Origin of the sequence: Runella limosa DSM 17973, from assembly GCF_000482465.1 — a bacterium.
GTDB lineage: Bacteria > Bacteroidota > Bacteroidia > Cytophagales > Spirosomataceae > Runella > Runella limosa.
Map to the genome: position 1 here is coordinate 456,593 of NZ_KI519422.1, position 22,864 is coordinate 479,456.

17 protein-coding genes are annotated in these 22,864 nt (G+C 45.5%); 13 read left to right on the forward strand and 4 right to left on the reverse strand.

What is annotated here, in order from left to right:
• Positions 1-35: 35 nt before the first annotated feature.
• The gene (locus K339_RS0119850) at positions 36-1,412 is read right to left on the reverse strand and encodes a hypothetical protein (protein WP_028525163.1); all 1,377 of its coding nucleotides are present in this window, start codon (positions 1,410-1,412) and stop codon (positions 36-38) included.
• Positions 1,413-1,514: 102 nt separating this feature from the next.
• On the reverse strand, positions 1,515-2,423 hold the full coding sequence (locus tag K339_RS0119855; protein WP_028525164.1) for an alpha/beta hydrolase: 909 nt from the start codon (positions 2,421-2,423) through the stop codon (positions 1,515-1,517).
• Positions 2,424-2,507: 84 nt separating this feature from the next.
• On the opposite strand from K339_RS0119855, the gene bamJ reads away from it, so the two are divergent.
• From bamJ to K339_RS0119880, 5 genes are all read left to right on the forward strand, one after another.
• The gene (bamJ, locus tag K339_RS0119860) at positions 2,508-3,287 is read left to right on the forward strand and encodes a BamJ family beta-barrel-assembly machinery protein (protein ID WP_028525165.1); all 780 of its coding nucleotides are present in this window, start codon (positions 2,508-2,510) and stop codon (positions 3,285-3,287) included.
• Between the two features lie 86 nt (positions 3,288-3,373).
• Positions 3,374-5,467, forward strand: coding sequence for a carboxy terminal-processing peptidase (locus K339_RS0119865; protein ID WP_028525166.1), 2,094 nt, complete (start codon positions 3,374-3,376; stop codon positions 5,465-5,467).
• Positions 5,468-5,470: 3 nt separating this feature from the next.
• Positions 5,471-5,776, forward strand: a complete 306-nt coding sequence (locus tag K339_RS0119870) for a (2Fe-2S) ferredoxin domain-containing protein (protein WP_028525167.1) — start codon at positions 5,471-5,473, stop codon at positions 5,774-5,776.
• A gap of 111 nt (positions 5,777-5,887) precedes the next feature.
• Positions 5,888-7,219, forward strand: coding sequence for an NCS2 family permease (locus K339_RS0119875; RefSeq protein WP_028525168.1), 1,332 nt, complete (start codon positions 5,888-5,890; stop codon positions 7,217-7,219).
• 91 nt (positions 7,220-7,310) lie between these two features.
• Positions 7,311-7,721 (forward strand): OsmC family protein, encoded by a 411-nt coding sequence (locus K339_RS0119880; RefSeq protein WP_028525169.1) that lies wholly within the window; start codon positions 7,311-7,313, stop codon positions 7,719-7,721.
• Positions 7,722-7,799: 78 nt separating this feature from the next.
• On the opposite strand, the gene xylA is transcribed toward K339_RS0119880, so the two are convergent.
• Positions 7,800-9,128, reverse strand: coding sequence for a xylose isomerase (xylA, locus tag K339_RS0119885; RefSeq protein WP_028525170.1), 1,329 nt, complete (start codon positions 9,126-9,128; stop codon positions 7,800-7,802).
• Positions 9,129-9,489: 361 nt separating this feature from the next.
• Here xylA and K339_RS0119890 point away from each other — a divergent pair, with 361 nt between their 5' ends.
• The 3 genes from K339_RS0119890 to K339_RS0119900 all read left to right on the forward strand — a co-directional run bounded on the left by K339_RS0119890 (position 9,490) and on the right by K339_RS0119900 (position 13,404).
• On the forward strand, positions 9,490-10,329 hold the full coding sequence (locus K339_RS0119890) for a fumarylacetoacetate hydrolase family protein (protein WP_028525171.1): 840 nt from the start codon (positions 9,490-9,492) through the stop codon (positions 10,327-10,329).
• A 15-nt stretch (positions 10,330-10,344) separates the two neighbouring features.
• Positions 10,345-11,271 (forward strand): dihydrodipicolinate synthase family protein, encoded by a 927-nt coding sequence (locus tag K339_RS0119895; RefSeq protein ID WP_028525172.1) that lies wholly within the window; start codon positions 10,345-10,347, stop codon positions 11,269-11,271.
• A gap of 276 nt (positions 11,272-11,547) precedes the next feature.
• Positions 11,548-13,404 carry a glycoside hydrolase family 127 protein gene (locus K339_RS0119900; protein ID WP_028525173.1) on the forward strand — a complete coding sequence of 619 codons (1,857 nt, stop codon included), beginning with the start codon at positions 11,548-11,550 and terminating at the stop codon, positions 13,402-13,404.
• 25 nt (positions 13,405-13,429) lie between these two features.
• Here the strand turns inward: K339_RS0119900 and K339_RS0119905 are convergent, their stop codons facing one another.
• Positions 13,430-15,253: an ABC transporter ATP-binding protein gene (locus K339_RS0119905; protein WP_028525174.1), complete on the reverse strand. Its 1,824-nt coding sequence runs from the start codon at positions 15,251-15,253 to the stop codon at positions 13,430-13,432.
• A 195-nt stretch (positions 15,254-15,448) separates the two neighbouring features.
• Between K339_RS0119905 and K339_RS34255 the strand changes: the two genes are divergently transcribed.
• From K339_RS34255 to K339_RS0119930, 5 genes are all read left to right on the forward strand, one after another.
• Positions 15,449-16,015, forward strand: coding sequence for a Uma2 family endonuclease (locus K339_RS34255; protein WP_051398131.1), 567 nt, complete (start codon positions 15,449-15,451; stop codon positions 16,013-16,015).
• Between the two features lie 92 nt (positions 16,016-16,107).
• On the forward strand, positions 16,108-18,471 hold the full coding sequence (locus K339_RS0119915) for a PSD1 and planctomycete cytochrome C domain-containing protein (RefSeq protein ID WP_028525175.1): 2,364 nt from the start codon (positions 16,108-16,110) through the stop codon (positions 18,469-18,471).
• 33 nt (positions 18,472-18,504) lie between these two features.
• Positions 18,505-19,962, forward strand: coding sequence for a DUF1501 domain-containing protein (locus K339_RS0119920; protein WP_028525176.1), 1,458 nt, complete (start codon positions 18,505-18,507; stop codon positions 19,960-19,962).
• A 128-nt stretch (positions 19,963-20,090) separates the two neighbouring features.
• Positions 20,091-20,624 carry an REP-associated tyrosine transposase gene (locus tag K339_RS0119925; protein ID WP_028525177.1) on the forward strand — a complete coding sequence of 178 codons (534 nt, stop codon included), beginning with the start codon at positions 20,091-20,093 and terminating at the stop codon, positions 20,622-20,624.
• Positions 20,625-20,718: 94 nt separating this feature from the next.
• Positions 20,719-22,860, forward strand: coding sequence for an FN3 associated domain-containing protein (locus tag K339_RS0119930; RefSeq protein WP_028525178.1), 2,142 nt, complete (start codon positions 20,719-20,721; stop codon positions 22,858-22,860).
• The last annotated feature ends 4 nt before the right edge of the window (positions 22,861-22,864 follow it).

Here is a 22,864-nt window from a genome sequence, read left to right on the forward strand (position 1 = left end):
ACCTTTACTCTACTGAAGGATGGAAAACTCTTTTGTTAGATAAAAATCTGATATTGTAACGTCAGTGCACTTCGGCGACCGTTGGGGCTCAGGCGTCCGTCGGTCGCATTTTGATACACTGGACGGTTTTGATAATCGAGCGTAATTTTGGAGTTATGGCCTTTAATGAGCCAATTCATCCCTACACTGTAAATACTTGCAGTTTTTGACAGGCGCTGGTAGTTGGCTACTTGAGCCGTGGCGTAGGGCATTAAAGTGCCGTTTTTGCCTAATAAGTCGGCTGCGCATAAGTAGCCCAGTTGGCTATAGATCACACTGCCTGTTCCAAACATCGGAAACGCATTGCCTTGCACGCCCGATACTCCCGAAAGCCCTTGAGTGGTTCCACTGGCGGGGTTCATGATGCCATTGAAACGTAAATAATTGGGGCCGTAGTCGGTATGAAAATAGCCCAAATATCCCGAAAATGCTGTCCCTTTTGTTTTGTTGATTGGCATATCAGCAAACAATGCCAACGACCATAAATTCATCGCATTATACACCGTGTCTTTGCCTTGGTTGGCGGTATTCCACATTGCTTTTTTCTGCGAAATAAATCCACCTTCTAGGTTCAAAATCTTCTTCTTCCCCAAATAGGTGCCCGTCATGTAAGGCGTCTGGTGCGTGTCTTTGTCGAACAAATTATACACCAAAAAACCTTGGTATTGCTTGTGGTGACCTTTGGCGGCAAAACTAGCGTTGGTCGAAATCGCTGGCACAGCAGCGCCGTTGGTGGTGATGGGGAAGGGGTCGGTTAATCCTATACGATAATCCCATTTGCCTACCTGACCACGGGCATAAACGGTGAGTTTGCGGGAAAACTCATCGGTTTGATCCACGGTGGCTTGCGCAAACACAGGCACATCCATCGACATAATCGTAGTGACGCTTGGCTGACTAAAGCGAGAAAGCCCGTTCAAGATGGTTAGTCCACCCCCAATTTTTAACCAATCTTTGTTGGCAAAAGCGGAATATTCCACCACGGCATCATGGATAAAAAAACCGACTTTACGGTTGGTGGGCACTCCTTGCGCATTTCCCAAGGCAGGAAAGCCATTCAAGAAGTTGAAGTTGTTCATTCCCAACTGGAAATAGACAAAGGCACGGTCTGAAATCTGCCCAAACAACTGCATACGCGTCCGACGAAGCCCTAAATCTAAGGTTTGTGAAGCGGGTTCATTTATTACCGTCGTACCTGGATTGCTTTGGTTGAAGCGTACCCAAGTCTGATTCAAAAAAGTAGCTTTAAAGAAGTGCGTGCCTGACGCATTTAGGTTGTATTTTAACTCATTTTTGTCGGGAGCAGGTTTGACTGAATCCTGTGCCGTGGCAATTCCCCCCGTGAGAAGGAGCATCCAAGTAAGGTGCTTCATGGTGCGCTTTTTAAGTATTGTTTACGCTCACAAAGCACCTACTTGACTATTAATACCACATGAAAAAAAAATTAAAATCATGTTAAAGGAAAAGAAGTGGACCTATTTGCCAAAAGCCCACTGTAAGAAATTTGGCATAATCCGTGACCAGGTTGCTTGGTCGTGGTGCCCGCCTTTTACCTCTACATAACGCACTTCTTTGCCCCACCGAAACCCTTTTCGTTCGAGTTCGGCTACAAGGTCTAAGGTATCTTCAATAGAATCAATGACGCCGTTGTGGTTTCGGTCGTCTTTTTCGTCATCGGTGCCTGTTTGGAACCAAAAAGTGGGCGTAAGTTCTTTAAATTGCTCTCGTCGTACCGACGATTCGCGCACCAAACGGTGCATAATGCGGTCTTGGTGGTCGTCGTAATGATTTTCGTAAGCCCGTTGACGCCACCAAAAAGAACCCGAAAAAGCCCCCGCTTTGCCAAATACTTGGGGATGATGCCACACAATATCAAACGCCGACAAGCCGCTCAACGAGAACCCGCAAAAGACCGTGTGCGACGGGCCTGTCAGAACCCGATAATGATTTTTGATGTAAGGAAGAAGCTCTTCTAGTACAAACGAAGTATAAGCACCTGCTTTTGCGCCACGGTGTTTGTAATCGGCTTGAGATGCTGTGCCGTATTCTTGAATGCGCTCACCGCAATGTATTGCTACAAGAATAAAAGGAGGCACTTGCTGATGTTGGTACAACTCACTTAGCACATGCGTCATTTGTAGGCGTTCTAAATCCTGTCCGTCGTTCATGTACAATACGGGATAGGCCGTATTCGTTGCCTCATAGTGAGGCGGTAACACCACGTCCATGACGATGCCGCGATGCAAGTGCTGCGAATGAAGTGTTGTGTCGTGTTTTACGACCAGTTCAGAAGGAGTGATGAAGTGTTCCAATGAGGTAAAAGCTTTGAAAGGCAACAAAAATACAAATAACCCAATATGGGGTATTAATTTCAAATAATTCATTCTTCCAAACTTTTTTCGGACATTTTTGCGTTTATTTACGAAAACTATCAAAAATTGATTTTAATCCCAAATTTTTCTAATTGCATGAAGTATCCCATCGCGCTGACCCTCACGGTAATAGCATCAACCGTTGTTTCATTTGCTCAAACCAAGAAAGCGCCCGTAAAATCTGCTACACCTGCTGCTAAAACCGCCGCACCTGCCAAAACTGCTACGCCAGGCAAACCTGCGACAGGGTTAAAAATGACAAACGAGTTAGATTCCGTTGCTTATAGTATAGGTATGAATATTGCCCAAAATTTAAAAGGGCAAGGACTTGATAAAATCAACGTTGGCTTACTTTCTAAAGCCATTCAGGATGTGTTGAAGTCGAGCAAAACCGACCTCGACGATTCTCAGGCGCAGATGATTCTTGGTAATTTCTTTAACAAACTGCAAGCCAAGCAGCAGTCGGAAGAAGCCAAAAAATACGAAGCTGTGAAATTAGCGGGTGAAAAGTTTTTGGAAGAAAACAAAAAGAGAAACGGCGTAGTTACTCTTCCGAGTGGGTTGCAGTATGAAATTATGAAAGCAGGTGACGGCCCTAAACCAACGGCTAACAACACCGTAAAAACCCATTACCACGGCACGCTTATTGACGGAACAGTGTTTGATAGCTCAGTACAACGTGGCCAACCTGCCGAGTTTCCTGTAGGTGGGGTCATTCAAGGCTGGGTAGAAGCCCTTCAATTGATGCCTGTAGGTTCAAAATGGAAATTGTTCATTCCTTATAACTTAGCATACGGTGAGCGTTCGGCTGGCCCAACCATTAAACCGTATTCTGCCCTTGTTTTTGAAGTAGAGTTGTTAGAAATAGTTAAATGATTTTAGCGGGTTGTCGCTTTTGACATCCACTCGCAAGGCTGGTTTTAGAAGTCGCCACACTAAAGTCAATAAATCAGTTTATGAAAATGAAAAGCCTATTAATCGCCTTAGCTCCAGTGTTGCTGCTTGGTCTGCAACCTGATGATTCTCGCTCGCGGGGAGTGATTGCTTCTCACCCCTCTGCCATTAGTGAAGACGACTTGAAGCCTAACATCACCCAAGAAAAGGTGGAGGCGTACGTGACCAAAATTTTCTCGGGATACCATTACCGCAAATTTGGTCTCAACGATTCGTTGTCGAATAAAATGTATGAGAACTATCTTAATGAGATTGACCGTGCAAAGCTTTATTTCTTAGCAAGTGATGTACAGTCGTTTGAAAAATACCGTAACCAATTGGATGAGTCACTTAGTAATGGGGACTTAACTGCGGCTTACGATATGTACAATACGTTTAGAAAACGCTATCGCGAGCGTAGTGCTTACATTGATAAACTATTGACAAAGCCTGCTTTTGACTTTACAGTCGATGAGTCATTCAATACCGACCGTGAAAAAGTTGCTTGGGCGAAAACGCCAGACGAATTGAATGAAGTTTGGCGTAAACTGATTAAAAATGAGGCACTTGAGCTTAGAATTTCAGGCAAAGCCGATTCTTCTATTGTTACTTTACTCAAAGACCGCTACAAAAACCGTGAGCGTAACTTAGGCCGTTTTCGTAGCGAGCAAGTGTTCCAAATGTACATGAACGCTTTCTGCGAAGTGCTTGATCCGCATACACGGTATTTTTCACCTGCTGATTCCGACCGCTTCAAGCAAGATATGTACCAAGCCCTTGAGGGTATCGGTGCGGTGCTTCGCGAAGACGGAAACTACATCAAAGTGGTAGAAGTAGTGCCAGGTGGGCCTGCTTTCAAAGACAAGCGCTTGAAAAAAGATGACCGTATCATCGGGGTAGCCCAAGGCGACGAAGGAAAATACGAAGATATCGTTGGTTGGTACGTGGACGATGCCGTGAAGAAAATCAAAGGAGCTAAAGGAACGGTTGTTCGTTTGCAAGTTTTAGCGGCGGATGCCCTTCCGAGCGACCCTCCAAAAGAAATCCGTTTGGCGCGCGAAAAAGTAAATTTGCAGACCTCTCGGGCTAAAAAGGAAGTTGTAACCATTACTCAAAACAAACACGATTATAAGATTGGAATTATTCAGATTCCGTCGTTTTACCGTGACTTTGAGAGTGCTGGCAAACGTGATAAAGATTTTGCAAGTACTACCCGCGACGTACAAAAGCTATTGGATTCACTCAAAGCTGAAAACGTAGAAGGAGTAGTTATTGACCTTCGTAACAATGGTGGTGGCTCGCTTACTGAAGCTATTTCGCTTACTGGTTTGTTTATCTCAAAAGGGCCTGTAGTGCAAGTTCGTGAGCAAACGGGAGAAACAGAAGTTCAATCTGACCTCAATCCCGAAGTAAATTACGACGGGCCACTAGCGGTACTTACCAACCGTTTCAGTGCGTCTGCTTCCGAAATCTTTGCGGCGGCGATTCAAGATTACAAACGTGGTATTGTATTGGGCGAGCAAACTTACGGCAAAGGTACTGTACAAACCATGGTGGATTTGAACCAGTGGATTAAAGATCCCGACAAATTAGGTCAAATCAACATTACTGTCGCGAAGTTTTACCGCATCAATGGTAGCAGCACCCAGCGCAAAGGAGTTTCACCCGACATTGAGTTCCCGTCGGCGTTTAGTGCTGCAGAATACGGCGAAAGCTCACAGCCAACGGCGCTTCCTTGGGATCAAATCGCGACTACTCGTTATGATTTAACGAAATACTTGAACGAGAAACAAGTAGAAAAGCTGCGTGAAAAATACCAACAACGCCTCAAAAATGAACCCGAATTGAAAACGTTCGTGGATGAACTTGAGCTTTTCAGAAAAGCGCGCGAAAATACCGTTGTTTCTCTCCAAGAAACCAAACGTAAGAAAGAACGCGAAGAAGCGGAGAAAAAACGCCAGGCGTTGAAAAAGTTGGAAACTGAAGAAGAGGATGACGACGAAACTTCGGTAGCAACCAAGCCTGCCGATAAAAAGAAAAAAGACATTTACATGATTGAAACTGAGCGCATCTTGGCTGACTATATTGCGTTGATAAAGTCGCCTTCGATGGCTAAACGCTAATTTATGAAATACAAAAAGCACGTTTTTATTTGTGCCAACCAAAAAGATGGTGGCAAAAAATGTTGTGGCGCCGAACACGGAACGGCCCTAGTCGATGCCTTCAAGACATCGTTGAAAGAAAAAAGTCTCCACATTGACATTCGTGCCCAAAAAGCAGGCTGCCTCGATGTATGCGCTTTTGGCCCAGGCTTGGTAGTGTATCCTGAGGGTATTTTTTACGGCAATGTCCAGTTGGCTGACGTGGAGGAAATCGTGGAAAGCCACTTGGTAAACAATACGCCAGTGGAACGCTTAAGACTTCCATTCTAAGCCGTTTTTTTGATTTTTTGAATGCCATTGCAGGCGAGTAAATGTTTCAAAGCTTTACTTTCTGCAATGGCATTCTTATTTTTACTGCTTCTCTAACCTCCCTTTGACCTCATGCTCAAACGTTACTTTTCACTCTCTTCCCACCAAACCAGCCTTCGCACGGAAGTCATTGCAGGGATTTCGTCATTTTTGGCAACGATGTACATCATTGTGGTCAACCCCGCCATTCTCAGCCAAGCAGGCTTGCCCTTTGGAGCTGTTCTGACGGCGACCGTTTTGCTGTCTTTTTTCTGTAGCTTGATGATGGGTTTATATGCCAAAAACCCGTTGCTCGTCGCGCCAGGTATGGGGCTGAATGCTTTTTTTACCTTTACGGTCGTCAAAGGCATGGGGATTGCTTGGCAAACTGCGTTGGGAGCGGTGTTTTGGGCAGGCGTATTGTTTTTGATTTTATCTATTTTCAACGTCCGTACCCACATCGTCAAGGCCATTCCGAAACCGCTACGCTACGCCATTTCGTCGGGCATTGGGCTTTTTATTACCTTGATTGGTTTTACAAATGCCAAATTTATCGTTGGTAATCCTGCTACACTTGTCGGAATTGGCAACCTCAAAGACCCTGTTTTGATTACGTTTTTGGTAGGCTTGCTATTAACGGCGGTGTTGGTCGCAAAACGTGTTACGGGCGGTATTGTCATTGGCATCATTACGACTACGCTTTTGGCCATTCCTATTGGCCGCTGGTGGGGCGATGCGTCAGCGATTAATTTTGGACAAAAAGCCCTCGTCAACTGGAACGGTGTGCTTGCTTCGCCCGATTTCAGTCTATTGTTTCAGCTTGATTTGGGCGGTTCGTTGAGCCTAGCGCTGTTCCCCGTTATTTTTGCTTTCGCCTTTACCGACCTTTTCGATAGCTTATCGACCTTCGTAGGAGTAGCCGAAGCCGCAGATTTGTACGACGAAAACGGCGACCCACGCCACATCAAAGAATCGCTCCTTACCGACGCCGTCGCTACCACGCTGGCGGGGATTTTAGGTACAAGTCCAGGCACAGCTTACATTGAGTCGGCGGTGGGGATTGAGCAAGGTGGTCGTACAGGTCTAACAGCCGTAATCGCCGCCTTTTTGTTTTTGCCTTTCATGTTTTTATCGCCCTTGCTGTCGGTGGTACCTAGCATTGCTACCGCCCCTGCGTTGGTGATTGTAGGCGCATTTATGATGAAGCCCATCACCAAAATCGACTGGTCACGCATGGACGAGGCCATCCCTTGTTTGCTCGCCCTTGGCCTAATTCCGTTCAGTTATTCCATCACCCAAGGCATCATCTTTGGTTTCTTGAGTTGGAGTGTTTTAAAAACGATGACAGGACAAACAAAAGACGTCTCGCCAACGCTCTGGATTATTAATATTTTTGCTATTGGTTCCCTGATTTGGGGACATTGATTGAATTTAGAAAGCAACAAATCACAATTCCTGACTATTTTTGAGTGTTTATATCTCAATCCATTCAATTTTATTCAAACGCAAAAAAACTATGAAAAGAACAGCAGCTGCCAATTGGCAAGGAAGTGGTAAAGAAGGCCACGGAACCGTTTCAACGCAAAGTACGGTATTAGACGGAACGCAATATTCGTTCAACACGCGTTTTGCCGATGGCATTGGTACCAACCCAGAAGAGCTCGTAGGAGCAGCTCATGCAGGTTGTTTTACGATGAAATTAAGCTTTGTGATTGGAGAGTATGGTTTGACTGCCGAGAATATCGACACGAAAGCAACCGTTACTTTTGAAAACGGAGCGATTCCAAACATTCATTTATCGGTGAAAGCAAGTGTACCGGGCATGACTGCCGAGCAATTTGCCGAAGCAGCACAAAATGCAAAAGCCAACTGCCCTATTTCAAAATTGTTGAATACCGACATCACCATGGATGCGGAATTGGTATAGTATTTCATAACAAAACGCCAGTCGGTTTTCACCGCTGGCGTTTTGCACTTATTAAGATGTGGTGGGTTGAGTCAATGACTAGATGTATTGATTCAAGATGTTTTCAAACAACTCTTGCTTACCGCTGATAAGTTTCGGCTCACCATTGGCTACGGCGTAGCTGTGAAGGTCTTCCAACGTCAGTTTTCCTGCTTCAAAATCTTGGCCAGCGCCACTGTCAAACGAAGCATAACGCTCGGTACGGAGTTTGCTGTACGGAGATTTTACCAAAATATCATTGGCAATTACCAACGAACGGGCAAATGCGTCCATACCGCCGATGTGGGCGATGAAAATATCGTCAAGGTCGGTAGAGTTACGACGGGTTTTTGCGTCGAAGTTGATACCTCCTGGTGTAATACCACCTGCTTCCAAAATCACCAACATCGCTTCCGTTAGTTCGCTAAGGTTGATGGGAAATTGGTCAGTATCCCAGCCGTTTTGATAATCGCCACGGTTGGCATCGATGCTACCCAACATACCCGCATCAGCCGCTACTTGCAACTCGTGTTGGAACGTATGTCCTGCCAACGTTGCGTGGTTTACTTCAATGTTTAATTGAAAATCTTTCTCCAAACCATACTGACGTAAGAAGCCAATCACCGTTGCCGAATCATAATCGTATTGGTGTTTGGTAGGCTCACAAGGCTTAGGCTCGATGAAGAACGTACCTTTAAAGCCGTTTTTACGTGCATAGTCACGAGCCACGGTCAAAAACTGCCCTAGGTGATCCAATTCGCGTTTCATGTTGGTATTGAGCAAGCTCATATAGCCTTCACGACCACCCCAAAATACGTAGTTTTCACCACCCAAAGCAATCGTTGCGTCAATGGCGTTTTTCACTTGTACGCCCGCATGAGCCACCACATTGAAATCAGGGTTGGTCGATGCGCCGTTCATATAACGTGGGTTTGAGAATACGTTGGCCGTACCCCAAAGCAATTTTACCCCACTTGCTTGTTGCTTTCCTTTCGCATAGTCCACAATGGCTTGCATACGGCGTTCGTACTCCGAAATGCTTGGCCCTTCGTCCACCAAATCCACATCGTGGAAGCAGTAGTAAGGTACTCCTAGCTTGGTGATAAACTCAAATGCCGCGTCCATTTTGTCTTTGGCACGCTCTACGGCATCTGCTTTGGCATCCCAAGGAAATACTTTTGTTCCTGGGCCAAAGGGGTCAGCGCCTGTTCCGCAGAACGTATGCCAGTAAGCTACGGCAAAACGCAAGTGTTCTTTCATGGTTTTTCCGCCAATGATACGGTTTTCATCGTACCACTTAAAAGCAAGCGGATTGTCTGAATCGCGACCTTCAAACTGAATTTTGGAGATGCCCTTGAAATATTCGGAATTTCCGAGTGTAACTGACATAAAATAAGTTAGTTTAAATGTTTTCTCGAAAGCTTAATTACTACTAAAAGAGCGAATTTTGCTTTCTTACTGATGCAAAAAAAGAAAATAATTGTCAAATTGACAATTTTATATTTAAACTTGCACTTGACAATCTTTTTTTAAATCATCGAAAAACAGTCAATGGGTTATCATACAGGGTATTAACTTTGGTTCGTTCATGCAAAAAAGGATAAAAAAAATAGATATACGACTACTTACCTACTCACTTCTGAACGAGTTTTGGTAGTCTTTTTTACCTAAAACTGCGTAGTAAAGAAATCCAAGTATGGTAATTTATTGAGCAAAGTCTCTTTTGACCGAGAGAACCCAAAAATATTCTATGAAACTCTATCGTACCACCAATGGCTTTTATGCCGAGGCTGATGGCCAATTTTATAAAATCCCAACCTTTATTTGGGACGAACTTATCAACCGCGACGATTTGCACGCTTATTTGCGAACCACCATTGCTAGTCTTGCTCCCGAAGCATCTTTCGACGAAAGCAGCATTGTAGCTCCCGTAGGCACGCAGGAAGTGTGGGCGTCGGGTGTGACGTATTACCGCAGTAAAATTGCCCGCATGGAAGAGTCAAAAGACTCAGGAGGCGATACCTTCTACGACAAAGTGTATGACGCCGAGCGTCCTGAGTTGTTTTTCAAAAGCCTTGCCCACAAAGTAGTGGGAAGTGGTGGCACAGTCAACATCCGTCCTGATTCGTCGTGGAACGTACCAGAGCCAGAATGGACGCTCTTTGCGACTTCAACGGGGAAAATTGTTGGATATACCATCGGAAACGACATGAGTTCGCGTAGTATCGAAGGAGAAAACCCACTTTATTTGCCTCAGGCCAAAGTCTATGACGGTTCGGCAGCGTTGGGGCCTTGTTTGTACGTACCCGCCGAGCCAATGGCTGTTACGACCACTATTGATATTGAAATTTTACGGAATGACGCAAAAGTATTTGAAGGCCGTACAACCCTCGAACAACTCAAGCGCCGCCCCGAAGATTTGGTGAGTTATTTGTTCCGTTCCAATACATTTACCACAGGCGTATTCTTGATGACGGGCACAGGTCTTGTGCCTTCTAACGAATTTACGCTTCAAGTGGGTGACGTTGTCAATATCCGTATCGATAAAATCGGTCAATTGACCAACACTGTTGCGTTTGCTAAAGCTTAAAATACACCAATCTATATGCAAGATACACTCCCACAGGGCTTTATCCCTGTGATGCTCACCCCGTTCAAAGAAAATGGTGAGATTGATTTCGATGGTTTGACCCAACTTACTGAGTTATATTTACAAGCAGGAGCAGCGGGTCTTTTTGCCAATTGCCTCTCGTCCGAAATGTACGAACTCACCGAAGACGAGCGCCTTGCCATTACGCGTCACGTAGTGGAGGTGGCCAACGGTCGCGTGCCAGTGGTGGCGACAGGTACGTTTGGCGGACCGATTGCTGAACAGGCTGAGTTTGCCAAGAAAATTTACGCAACGGGGATTCAAGCGGTGATTGTGATTACCAGCTTGCTGGCTGATGCCAACGAATCGGACGAGGTGTTTATGGAGCGAATGAACGAGCTTCTTCACCTAACGCCAGGCGTAATTTATGGACTGTACGAATGTCCTGTTCCTTACAAACGTCTCGTTACGGCCAAAGATTTGGGTGAATTAGCTGCGACGGGTCGGGTAGTTTACCACAAAGACACCTCACTCGACATTGACAATGTAAAAAGCAAAATCGCCGCCACCCAAGGGCAGCGTTTTGGCGTATATGATGCCTATATGGAGCACGCCGTGGCATCGCTGCAAGCAGGTTCGGCAGGGTTATCGTGTATTCAGGGGAATTTCTTCCCAGAAGTTATTGTGTGGCTATGCGCAAACTATAACAATCCTGACCAGCAAGCAGGCATTGCCCGCGTTCAGCAGTTGTTGATTGATACCATGCCTGTCATTCACTATGCGTATCCTACAGTAGCCAAGTATTATTTGCAAAAACGTGGTTTCCCAATCACGCTTTATACCCGTCGCAAGGTAGAAGAATGCACGGCAGAAGTGAAAACCGAGGTCGATGCACTTTACGAGCGCGTTGAGGCACTTGCCCAAGAACTCGGGATTAGCTAAGTATCATCGCATTGGTTAGTTGTACGAAAATTTATAGATAACCACATAGCCCACATAGAATAAACACATAGAAACGATAGCTATGTTTTCTATGTGTTTATTCTATTGTGAGCTATGTGGTTTGGAATGAATGCCACTCACTCTTCATGGTCAGTCCCTAATAACGGGGCTGGCTTTTTTTATTTGCATTGCTTGGATTTCACCAAACTATGGCTGGTAGCGATTAAAAATCTTTCCCTTTGCGCTTTTCTTCCTAGCAAAACTATCTACCTCTACATGAAATCATCTTTTTATCTCTTCATCACCACTATCGCTTTGGCTACTAACTCATTAGCACAGCGGCAAATTGTACCTGTTAATTTTTCGCAGGTTACGGTCAATGATTTTTTTTGGAAACCTCGCATTGAGAAAGTCCATTCGGCCACGCTGCCCGTGTGCATGACTTACACCGAAGACTCAACGGCGCGGATTCGTAATTTTGAAAATGCCGCCAAACGCAGTGGTCAACACAAAGGAATTTATTTTGACGATTCGGACGTCTATAAAGTCATTGAAGGTATTGCTTACACCCTCAAAACTACGCCTGACAAAGCCTTAGAAGCCAAAACCGACGAATGGATTGATAAGATTGCGGCCGCTCAACTTCCTGATGGTTATCTGAATACGTACTATACCCTCAAGGGACTTGACAAACGCTGGACCGACATGGAAAAGCACGAAGACTATTGTCTAGGGCATTTGATAGAGGGGGCGGTGGCCTACTACGATGCAACCCAAAAACGAAAACTACTCGATGTATCCATTCGATTTGCCAATCATTTTGACTCTACGTTTCGGCTTCAAAATCGTCCGTGGGTGACGGGCCACCAAGAATTAGAATTGGCGCTGGTGAAACTTTACCATACGACCCAAAACGATCGCTACCTAAAACTCGCCGACTGGTTGATTGAACAGCGCGGCAAAGGAAATGGCCGTGGTCAGATTTGGACAGATAAAAATTTCGACGGCGCTCGCTATTGCCAAGACGATGTGCCCGTCCGCGAAATGAACGACATCAAAGGCCACGCCGTACGAGCCATGTACCTCTACACAGGCATGGCTGACGTAGCCGCCGAAACGGGCGACCGTGGCTACACCCAAGCCCTCGAACGCGTATGGGCCGATGTGGTAGAGCGAAATATGTACATCACAGGCGGAATCGGTTCTTCGACCAAAAACGAAGGCTTTACCATTGACTATGATCTCCCCAACGAATCGGCTTACTGCGAGACTTGTGCTTCGGTGGGAATGGTTTTTTGGAACCAGCGCATGAACCTCTATTCGGGCGAATCGAAGTATGTGGATGTACTCGAACGTTCGCTTTACAACGGTGCGCTGGCAGGTGTACAACTGACGGGAAATTTGTTTTTTTACGTAAATCCGCTGGCTTCGTTTGGGATGCACCACCGCAAACCTTGGTACGGGACAGCTTGTTGCCCCAGCAACGTATCGCGCTTGTTGCCATCGGTGGGTGGCTATATTTACAACACCTCGGCCAATACACTTTGGGTGAATTTGTACGTAGGGAGCAGTACCGAAGTAAAATTAGGCAATAACAAAGTGAAGTTTACCCAAAAAACCAACTATCCCTGGGCGGGCGAAGTAGAGCTCAAAGTAGTGTCCGACAGCAGCAAAGTTGACTTTGGGGTTAAATTAAGAATTCCCGCTTGGTGTGAAAAATACACGGTGGAAGTCAACGGGAAAGTGGTGCCTAATTTAGTATCGGACAAGGGTTACGTGACGGTTGCTCGCACTTGGACTAAAAACGATGTGTTGAAACTTCGCATGGATATGCCTGTAAAAGTTGTCGCGGCTGACCCTCGCGTGCAAGCCAACGTAGGGAAACGTGCGATTCAACGTGGCCCGCTTGTGTATTGCATTGAAGAACAAGACAATCGTCATTTGGACTACGACCAGATCGTTCTTTCACCCAAAACCCAATTTACTACGGCGTTTGAACCTGCTTTGCTTGGAGGTGTAACCACCATTAAGGCCCAAAACGGGAGTGATAGCTTTACGTTGATTCCCTACTATTCGTGGGACAACCGCCAAGCGGGCCGCATGAAAGTATGGATGGACTGGAAGGGGAAATAGCCGCAAACGGTTCAGTATCGGAAGTTTAGCTTTGCATTAAGCTTAACTTCCGATAAAAGCTTTTTTCTTCCTTCAAAAGCTCGTCGTGCGTACCGCGTTCGATGATTTTTCCACCGCTTAATACCAATATTTCGTCGGCGTGCTGAATGGTGCTGAGGCGGTGCGCAATGACCAAGGTCGTGCGGTTTTTCATCAAATTAGTCAAAGCTTCTTGCACCAACTTTTCAGATTCGGTGTCCAGGGCCGAAGTTGCTTCGTCTAAAATCAAAATCGGAGGATTTTTCAAAATTGCTCTTGCAATGCTCAAACGCTGCCGTTGACCACCCGAAAGCTTGGTGCCTCGGTCGCCAATAACCGTTTGGTAACTGTCGGGCTGTTCCAGAATAAAATCGTGGGCGTTGGCGATTTTAGCCGCTGCCATCACTTCTGTTTCGGTGGCTTCGGTGCCAAAAGCGATGTTGTTAAAAATCGTATCGTTGAAAAGAATAGATTCTTGCGTTACAATCCCCATTTGGTCGCGCAGCGATTTTGTGGTGATGGAACGTAAATCCAGCCCATCAATCAAAATTTGCCCGTCAGTAGGGTCATAAAAACGGGGAATCATATCGGCAATCGTTGATTTACCCCCGCCCGACGAGCCTACAAGTGCAACGGTTTTGCCTTTTTTGAGTGAAAAAGAAATGTTTTGCAATACAGGAACTCCTTTTTCGTACTCAAACGAAAGGTTTTTTACTTCAATTGCTGAGTTAAACTGCTTGAACTGCTGGGCATTGGGCGCATCTTGAACTTCCAAAGGCATGTCAATCAAGCGCATGATGCGCTCGCCCGAGGCTACTCCGCGTTGGATACCACTGATGGCGTTAGAAATTTCTTTGGCAGGCCTTAACACCTGCGAAAAAATGATGATGTACGTCACGAAGGTAGAGGCCGAAAGCTCAAAATTATCAGAAAGTACCATCGAGCCACCATAAAGCAAGATACCTGCAACGACCGAAACCCCCATAAATTCCGACATTGGCGGAGCCAGTTCTTGACGAAACACCATGCGCAACAAGGAATGGCGATAGCCTTGGTTTTCTTCTTCAAAACGGCGACGAATGACTTTTTCGGCATTAAAACCTTTTACCACCCGAATGCCCCCGAAGGTTTCGTCGAGCACGCTGATGATATTACTCAAACGCTGCTGAACTTCCGAGGCCGATTCCTTGAGTTTTTTGGCTAAGGTTCCAATGATAATTCCCGAAAGAGGAATGACTATCAAAGTAAAAAAAGTCAATTTTACCGACATCGCAAACAGTGTGACGAAGTAAAAAATGAGCGTAAACAGCTCTTTGAACAACGCGCTAAAAGCCCGCCCGAGCGAGTTTTCAATTTCCTGAACGTCGGTAGTAACGCGGGAAATGAGGTCGCCTTTGCGTTCGTTGGAGAAAAATGAAAGACTCAAACGAATGGCACTGTCAAAGACCGCTTGGCGCAGCTGGGCTACGGTGTGCGCTTTGAAATTTTCAATGATTCGTATTGAAAGGTATTTAAAAACGTTGGCCAGAAAAACGCACAACAAAATAGCCCCGCACACAAATTGCAGCGCGCCGAGTTTGCCGTATTGCTGAATGGCGTGCCCAAAGTAATATTGGAACAAATCGACCAAATAGGCTGCGTCGAAGCGGAAAGAAGGAAAAACCAATTGAGACGGAATTTTTGCTTTCCCAAAAAGAACATCTAGTAAAGGCTGAATCAGTGTAAAATTGAGTACCCCAAACAAGCTACCCAATAAAGAGGTAAAAAAGTACGGCCCTACGTATCGGCTAAGCGGGCGGGCGTACTGTAAAATGCGCCAGTAAATTTTCATTTAAAACTCTAATACATTACATCAATCTCAACAACGATAAACTCTTTATAGTTGAGATGATGTACAGTTTTGTCAAAATTGTTCATCTAATAGATGCCAAAGGTAACAAAAATCGCATGTTTGCCATAAGTATGTGTCGCGTTAGCTATTGCTAAAATGTGTTGATTTTCATATTTTTGATAAAAACATAGATGTATGCAAACGGCCACTTTTGTTACTCTTGAAGAATACTTCGACTTACTTCAAAAATCTGACGTTAAACTGGAATACCATGCAGGCGAGGTAGTTGCTATGGCAGGTGCCCAGCCTGCGCATAATCGACTATGTATCACGCTTTCTACTGCGCTGGAAAATTGCTTACGAACAGGGGAATGTATCGTGTTGAATAGTGATCAACTCATCAAAATCGAAGGGTGCCAAAAATATGTTTTTCCTGATTTGGTGATTGTTTGTAAAACACCTGTATATGAGAAGGCCCCAAATGGATTGGAAGCGTTAGAAAACCCTGAAATCATTATTGAGGTTCTGTCTGACTCTACAGAAGCCTATGATAGATTAGAGAAATTCGATTGTTACAAAACTATTCCGTCATTCCGAGAATATGTACTGGTGTCATCGAAAAAGAAAAAAGTGGAAGTCATCAAAAAACTCAGTGAAGCGGAGTGGTTAAGTCATACCTACAATGAAAATGATACTACTCTTCAAATTGGAGACTGTATAATTACTTTGGAAGATATTTATCGTAAGGTCATGTTCGGGTAAAACATTTACGAAAAGTGAGTAGGAAACAGTTTTTAATATTTTTTAAAATATATTTGTACTTATTATAAACTGTTCCTGCCTTTATCGTGAAAATGAATCGAAAAATACTTGCTTACCTGTTCAAAAACAGGCTTTTAGTAGGAGTAGGCATTGCAGTTAGTTGTGTGACTACTGCTTGCTTTCTGAATGGAGGTAGCACGTCGGCAGCTTCTGTTCCTGACGAGGTTGACTATAACTATCACATCCGACCGATTCTCTCGGATCGTTGCTTTAAATGCCACGGCCCAGATGCTAACAAACGGGAGGCCGATTTGCGTTTGGACACCGAAGAAGCCGCTTACGCCGCGCTGAAAGACAATGCCAAACTTCACGCGATTGTTCCAGGTAAACCCGATGAGTCGGCGGTGTGGCTGCGGATTATTACCAAAGATACGGCCGAAATTATGCCGCCTTTGGAATCCAACCTCAAACTGAGCGAACACGAGATTTCACTGATTGAAAAGTGGATTAAACAAGGCGCTAAATACAAACCTCACTGGGCGTTTATTGCACCAGAAAGGCCCAAATTGCCCAACGTTGACAACGATGCTTGGCCTAAAAACTCCATCGACTATTTTACATTGGCTAAAATGGAAGAGAATGGCCTAAAGCCCAACGAAGAAGCTGATAAAGAACGGCTTTTGAAACGGGCGGCCTTGGATATTACGGGCCTTCCTCCATCGCTTGAGTTACAGGAGCGCTTTTTGAAAGATGAATCGCCGAATGCGTATGAAAAAGTGGTGGATGAGTTGTTGAGTTCAAAACACTACGGTGAAAAAATGGCGATTCCGTGGTTGGATGCCGCTCGCTATGCCGATTCGCACGGGTATCAAGACGATGGACTACGAACAATGTGGCCTTGGCGCGATTGGGTCATTCATGCTTTTAACCAAAATTACAGCTACAGCAAATTTTTGACGTGGCAACTTGCGGGGGATTTGATTGTAAAACGTCAGAAGGGCAATCCCGCCAATCCCCTAATCAAAGAGGCATTGCTGGCGACGGGTTTTAATCGTAATCATAAAATCACGCAAGAAGGTGGGGTGATTGACGAAGAATACCGTATTGAGTACGTAACCGACCGTACCAATACATTTGGGAAAACGTTTTTGGCTATGACCTACGAATGTGCCAAATGCCACGATCACAAGTACGACCCCATTCTACAAAAAGATTATTACAGTGCTTTTGCCTTTTTCAATCAAGTTCCCGAAAAAGGATTGGTAGGAACCATTGATGCTTCCTTCGCCGACCCTCCAAACCTCAAGTTGACGACCAAAGACGTCAAGAGTATTCTGACCTTTGTCAACAAAACCGATACCGCCGATGTGACGGTCATGGTAATGCAAGATTTGGACACGTTGCGGAAAACGCACGTGTTGGGACGCGGTAATTATGACCAACCGACCGATGTGGTTGAGGCCCAAATGCCAAAATTCTTATTGCCTTTTGATACCAAAAAATACCCCGAAAACCGCCTAGGGCTTGCCCAGTGGATGCTTGATGCGAAAAACCCTCTAACGGCGCGGGTGTTTGTCAACCGGGTGTGGCAGGAGTTCTTTGGACGTGGCATTGTCAAAACTGTTGGCGATTTTGGAATGCAAGGAGAGTTGCCTTCACATCCGCAGTTGTTAGACTGGTTGGCGGTGGATTTTCGCACCCACGATTGGAACATTAAGCGTTTGGTGAAACAAATTGTGATGTCGGCAACCTATCGACAGTCGGCAGTGATAACGAAAGAACACTTGGCGAAAGACCCAGAAAATGTGTTGCTGGCGCGTGCCCCTCGAATGCGACTTTCGGCAGAGCTAGTGCGCGATTTTGTGTTATCTACAAGCGGGCTGCTCAGTCCTGCCATTGGTGGGCCAAGCGTCAAACCTTACCAGCCAAAGGGCTTGTGGGAGGTAGCGACTTCGGGGCGTGGAAGCCTTAAAAGCTACATTCAAGACCACGGTGATAGCCTTTACCGAAGAGGAATGTACGTCTTTATCAAACGGACGGTACCGCCGCCGTCGATGCTGATTTTTGATGCATCGAACCGCGACCAATGCGAGGTGAAACGTTCCCGAACCAATACACCACTTCAGGCATTGGTAATGCTCAACGATCCTGTTGTACTTGAGTCTGCTAGGGTTTTGGCTGAGAAATTAGCCGTTGAAAAAATACCCGACGAGGATAAAATCAAGAAAGCATTTCGCATCGTGGTGTGCCGAACTGGAAAAGATAAAGAACTCAGTGTGCTCGAAAAATATTTTGAAAGTGAGCAATCGGTGTTTGCCAAAGACCCCAAAAAAGCAGCGAAACTGCTGAGTGTAGGAGAACGTCCGCAAGCACGAATCGCCAATCGTCCTATGGTAGCAGCCCTTATGCAATCCATCCTGATGATGTATAATTTGGAAGAGGCGATTATGAAATAACTGGGCAAGAACACACAACAATTCATTAGAACTATGAATAAGAACGAATTTTTTGAAAACCGTTTGAATGTCAACCGTCGGCATTTTATGGGAAAAATGGCGGCGGGGATTGGTAGTGTTGCATTGGGGTCTTTGCTTGTTCCTGATTTGTTTAAGGGGGCAGGTGATGACGTAGAAGAACTGCCTTTGGGGATTGCTCAGTTTGCACCCAAGGCAAAACGAGTCATTTATTTGTTCCAAAACGGGGCTCCTTCACAATACGAAAGCTTTGAATATAAGCCCTTGCTCAACAAGATGGCGGGCGAAGAGCTTCCCGCTTCGATACGCATGGGGCAGCGCCTAACGGGGATGACGGCCAACCAAGCGAAGTTTCCGTTGGTAGGGTCTTACTTTAAATTTGCACAACATGGGCAGTCAGGGATGTGGATGAGTGAATTGTTTCCCAACATTGCTAACATCGCGGATGACCTTTGCATGATTAAAACCATGAATACCGAGGCCATCAACCACGACCCTGCATTGACTTTTATGCAAACGGGCGCACAGCAGGGCAATCGGCCGAGCATGGGCTCGTGGGTGAGTTATGGTTTGGGTAGTGAAAATAAAAACTTACCCGCATTTTCGGTGTTGTTGTCGCGCGGGAAAGGAAACGGACAAGGGGTGTATTCTAAACTTTGGTCCAACGGATTTTTGGATTCGACACACCAAGGGGTAGTATTTAGTAGCGGCGAAGACCCTATTTTGTACCTCAACAACCCCGCAAATTCTGACCGAGCGTCGCACCGCAAAATGCTTGATAATCTGGCAGAACTGAATAACATGGCGTTCGACGATTTTGGTGATCCAGAAATCAAAGCTAAAGTTCAGCAATACGAAATGGCGTATCGGATGCAAACGGCCGTTCCTGAGTTGACAGATTTGAGCAAAGAACCTGACCACATTGTAAAAATGTACGGCCCCGAGTGTTTGGTACCAGGGACGTTTGCCGCTAACTGTTTGTTGGCACGTAAACTTTCGGAAGCAGGGGTGCGCTTTGTGCAGTTGTATCACCAAGGCTGGGATCAGCACGGAAATATGGTCGGTGAAATGCCATTGCAAGCCAAAGATACCGACCGTGCTTCAGCGGCTTTGATTACCGATTTGAAACAACGTGGCCTGCTCGACGAAACATTGGTGATTTGGGGAGGAGAATTTGGGCGTACCAACTACGGACAAGGAACATCCACCAAAGATAACTACGGCCGCGACCACCATCCACGGGCTTATTGCACGTTTATGGCGGGCGGAGGCGTAAAACCTGGGACAGTCTATGGCCAAACGGATGATTTTGGGTATAACATCGTTCGTGACCCTGTTCATATCAACGATTTTCACGCTACGGTGATGCACTTAATGGGGATTAATCACGAAAAACTTACCTACAAGCACCTTGGTCGCCGCTATCGCCTGACTGACTTGGCTGGAAAAGTATTGCCTGGGCTAATTGCGTAACAGGCTGGAAGCCTGCTAATAGTCGTCACTCGGCAGAGCCGAGCGACTGCAATCGTTCGACGCAGTCGCTCGCATCCTGCGAGTGACGACTACTACAAGGCCTCTGGCCGTAAAATGTAACAAAAACCATGTCTGAGCTTCGTAAAGCAAATATACCCGAGGCCACCTATTTTGTGACTTTGACGGTTGTAGGATGGATAGATGTATTTACACGACGAGAATATTGCGATGAAATAGTCAAAAACCTTGCTTATTGCCAGCAAAAAAAAGGGTTGGAAGTTTTTGAATACGTAATTATGCCAAGTCACCTCCATTTGATTTGCCGCCGAAATGAGGGAGTTTTGAGCGAATTATTACGCGATTTTAAAAGCTATACAGCCAAACGATTACTAGGGTTGATTCAAGAAAATGAACAAGAAAGCCGTAAAGAATGGCTGATGTACATGTTCCATTTTTTTGCAAATCGTTACGCTCAAAATGCGGAGTATATGTTTTGGCAAAAAACAAATCACCCGATTGAGTTATATTCTAATAAAGTAATTCAACAAAAAGTAGATTATATTCATCAAAACCCCGTGAAGGCGGGTATTGTGACAGAGCCTTGGTATTACTTATTTAGCAGTGCCTGCGCTGAATCGCCTTTGAAAGTAAGTAATTTATGATGCAGGCTGGAAGCCTGCCAATAGTCGTCACTCGGCAGAGCCGAGCGACTGCCTTAAAATTCGACATTCTGCCCTCTAACCTCGACACTTAAAAATGTTTCGTTTCCAAACCCTTCTATCTTATTTACTGGTTGGCCTTCATGTATTATTGTTGTTTTTGTTGATTTTTCAGGAAAAAGTCATGCTGCCCGCTTGGCTTCAGCCCGTCGGACGAATGCACCCGATGCTGTTGCATTTGCCCATTGGCTTGTTGGTTATTGTGGGACTACTTTGGCTTTTTAAGCGGGAGTTTGCGGGTGAAAGCTTTACAAAACTCATGAAATTTGTTTTGGGAATAACCGCTTTGTCGGCCGCAGTAGCTGCGTTGATGGGTTTCTTTTTGTCGCGCGAAGAAGGCTACACCGCCGATGTACTCAGCTGGCATAAATACACGGGCATCGGGTTGAGTTTTTTGTGCTATGGTCTTTGGGCTTTGTACCAGACGACCCAAGAACAGCGCCTTTTTACGCCACTTTTGGGGATTAGTGCCGTTGCTATGTTCGTGACGGGGCATTTTGGTGCAAGTTTGACCCACGGCGAAGGCTACCTGTTTCCCAATGCCGACGCAGCATCGCAATTGACCTTTACGGACGACACCCCTGTCTTTGAAGCGGCGATTCAACCCATTTTGAAAACCAAATGCTACCAATGCCACAACGAACAAAAAACCAAAGGAGAGTTGCTGATGACAACCCTTGCTGGCTTGCTTAAAGGAGGGAAAAATGGGCCTATTTGGGTCGCAGGTGATGCGCTAAAAAGCCACCTTATTCAACGTGCAAATTTGCCATTGGAAGATAAAAAACACATGCCACCCAAAGGCAAAGCACAGTTGGAAGCCGACGAAATTGGGGTACTAACGGCTTGGATTAACGCAGGTGCTAATACCAAACAGAAGGTGGGGCAGTTGGCCGCAAATGACCCCATTAGGGCTTTTTTGAACAAAGAAAAGAGCGCTGAGACGCAGGTAGCCACCTACGATTTTGAACCTGCTAGTGAAGAAACGATTGAAAAGCTAAACACTCCTTTTCGCGTTATTTTTCCAATTGCGAATGGCTCACCCGCATTGCATACCGATTTTTTTGTGCGCCAAGCTTACAAGCAAGAACAGTTGGGAGAGTTGTCCGAAATCAAAGATCAGTTGGTGGCATTGAATTTGTCAAATATGCCAGTCAAAAACGAAGACCTGAAAACCATCGGGCAGTTTGAACAACTTGAAAAATTGGTGTTAAACAATACCGACATTACCGACGCGTCTTTGTCGAATTTGCAATCGTTGACCAAGTTGAAATCATTATCTCTTTCAGGAACGAAACAAACAAAAGCAGGTATGGCGGCATTGGCAAAACTTCCAGCCCTTAAAGAAGTGTTTATCTGGAATACCCCTATTTCGGAGGCCGAAGCTAAGGAACTTCAAAAGCAACACCCTGCTATTCGCTTTGAAATGGGCTATGTGCCTATCGATGCCGAAAAATTGAAGCTCAATCCTCCTGTTTTGGTCAACGAAAATTTGGTTTTAACCAATGCTACCCCCGTTTCGTTTAAACATCCCCTCAAAGGTGTCACCATTCGTTATACCACCGACGGAACTTTGCCTGATTCGCTGACGGCACCAGCTTATCAAAAACCGTTTGCGCTGAACGGCTACACCATCGTGAAAGCACGGGCTGTAAAAGACAAATGGTACGCCAGCGATATAGTCGAATACACTTTTTTCAAAGGAGGATACCGCCCCAAAACGGTGGAATTGCTCAACGAACCTAACCCACAATACATGGGTGAAGGAGGTGGAACGCTGGTAAACTTCAAAAAAGGGGAGGCCAACGACTTTAAAAACAAGGCATGGTTGGGCTACCGAGAAAAGCCCTTGGAAGCACTTTTTGTATTTGACAAACCAACGCCCGTCAAATCGGTAATGTTGAGCATAGGGCGAAACTTAGGCGGGTATATTTTTCCGCCAGCGTCGATTGAAGTGTGGGCAGGAAACGACCGTACTAAACTCCAATTAATGCAGAAGCTAAATCCTGTTCAGCCTACCCAAAACGAAGCCGTGCGGATAGAGGCCATCGAGACTAAGGTAAAAGAAGGTAGCTATACTTTTATCAAGGTGATTGCTCGACCTGTAGCCAAACTCCCCGAATGGCACGGTGGCAAAGGACAACCCGCTTGGGTATTTGTGGACGAAGTGTTTTTTAATTAAGTAC

Excerpts from the sequence above, each read along its gene's own strand:
- K339_RS0119850 (WP_028525163.1), bottom strand. The coding sequence starts at position 1,412 with ATGAAGCACCTTACTTGGATGCTCCTTCTCACGGGGGGAATTGCCACG.
- K339_RS0119855 (WP_028525164.1), bottom strand. The coding sequence starts at position 2,423 with ATGAATTATTTGAAATTAATACCCCATATTGGGTTATTTGTATTTTTG.
- bamJ (WP_028525165.1), top strand. The coding sequence starts at position 2,508 with ATGAAGTATCCCATCGCGCTGACCCTCACGGTAATAGCATCAACCGTT.
- K339_RS0119865 (WP_028525166.1), top strand. The coding sequence starts at position 3,374 with ATGAAAAGCCTATTAATCGCCTTAGCTCCAGTGTTGCTGCTTGGTCTG.
- K339_RS0119870 (WP_028525167.1), top strand. The coding sequence starts at position 5,471 with ATGAAATACAAAAAGCACGTTTTTATTTGTGCCAACCAAAAAGATGGT.
- K339_RS0119875 (WP_028525168.1), top strand. The coding sequence starts at position 5,888 with ATGCTCAAACGTTACTTTTCACTCTCTTCCCACCAAACCAGCCTTCGC.
- K339_RS0119880 (WP_028525169.1), top strand. The coding sequence starts at position 7,311 with ATGAAAAGAACAGCAGCTGCCAATTGGCAAGGAAGTGGTAAAGAAGGC.
- xylA (WP_028525170.1), bottom strand. The coding sequence starts at position 9,128 with ATGTCAGTTACACTCGGAAATTCCGAATATTTCAAGGGCATCTCCAAA.
- K339_RS0119890 (WP_028525171.1), top strand. The coding sequence starts at position 9,490 with ATGAAACTCTATCGTACCACCAATGGCTTTTATGCCGAGGCTGATGGC.
- K339_RS0119895 (WP_028525172.1), top strand. The coding sequence starts at position 10,345 with ATGCAAGATACACTCCCACAGGGCTTTATCCCTGTGATGCTCACCCCG.
- K339_RS0119900 (WP_028525173.1), top strand. The coding sequence starts at position 11,548 with ATGAAATCATCTTTTTATCTCTTCATCACCACTATCGCTTTGGCTACT.
- K339_RS0119905 (WP_028525174.1), bottom strand. The coding sequence starts at position 15,253 with ATGAAAATTTACTGGCGCATTTTACAGTACGCCCGCCCGCTTAGCCGA.
- K339_RS34255 (WP_051398131.1), top strand. The coding sequence starts at position 15,449 with ATGCAAACGGCCACTTTTGTTACTCTTGAAGAATACTTCGACTTACTT.
- K339_RS0119915 (WP_028525175.1), top strand. The coding sequence starts at position 16,108 with ATGAATCGAAAAATACTTGCTTACCTGTTCAAAAACAGGCTTTTAGTA.
- K339_RS0119920 (WP_028525176.1), top strand. The coding sequence starts at position 18,505 with ATGAATAAGAACGAATTTTTTGAAAACCGTTTGAATGTCAACCGTCGG.
- K339_RS0119925 (WP_028525177.1), top strand. The coding sequence starts at position 20,091 with ATGTCTGAGCTTCGTAAAGCAAATATACCCGAGGCCACCTATTTTGTG.
- K339_RS0119930 (WP_028525178.1), top strand. The coding sequence starts at position 20,719 with ATGTTTCGTTTCCAAACCCTTCTATCTTATTTACTGGTTGGCCTTCAT.